Source organism: Brenneria tiliae (genome assembly GCF_023347575.1).
In the GTDB taxonomy this organism is placed as follows: domain Bacteria; phylum Pseudomonadota; class Gammaproteobacteria; order Enterobacterales; family Enterobacteriaceae; genus Brenneria; species Brenneria corticis.
In genome coordinates this window covers 1-571 of record NZ_JAKPCB010000068.1, presented here as the reverse complement: position 1 = coordinate 571, position 571 = coordinate 1, and the positions used below count along the sequence as shown (strand labels likewise).

2 tRNA genes and 1 rRNA gene are annotated in these 571 nt (G+C 49.7%); all 3 read right to left on the bottom strand.

What is annotated here, in order from left to right:
• Positions 1–80: ribosomal RNA gene (locus tag MFP24_RS00355) — 23S ribosomal RNA — on the bottom strand; the annotation flags it as partial.
• 174 nt (positions 81–254) lie between these two features.
• A tRNA-Ala gene (locus tag MFP24_RS00350) sits at positions 255–330 on the bottom strand.
• 115 nt (positions 331–445) lie between these two features.
• Positions 446–522 (bottom strand) — tRNA-Ile (locus MFP24_RS00345).
• Between the last annotated feature and the right edge of the window lie 49 nt (positions 523–571).

Below are 571 nucleotides of genomic sequence, written 5' to 3'. Positions count from 1 at the left end.
CGACGCTTTTCGCAGATTAGCACGCCCTTCATCGCCTCTGACTGCCTAGGCATCCACCGTGTACGCTTAGTCGCTTAACCTCACAACCCGAAAGTGTCTCGGATTGCGATTTTTGAGAGACTCTGACACAACAAAATCACTACCTCGCGGATAATGTTCAGCTGCGTCGTTTCAAATTTCAGCTTGTTCCAGATTGTTAAAGAGCAAAATACTTCGCAGCATACTGTCGCCAATACGCTCTGAAGTCTTTTTAATGGTGGAGCTATGCGGGATCGAACCGCAGACCTCCTGCGTGCAAAGCAGGCGCTCTCCCAGCTGAGCTATAGCCCCAAATCAGTCATACCTCTGCCAACTCGCTTAGCCGACGAAAGGTTCGTTGCGAGTAGCGCAGTGTGCAAACGCACATGAGCAACGCAGCAGCGAAGATTTCAAGGATAAGTAGAGTTGGTAGGCCTGAGTGGACTTGAACCACCGACCTCACCCTTATCAGGGGTGCGCTCTAACCACCTGAGCTACAAGCCTATTAAGGTATTTCTGCTCGTTATTTTCATCAGACAATCTGTTGTGGACA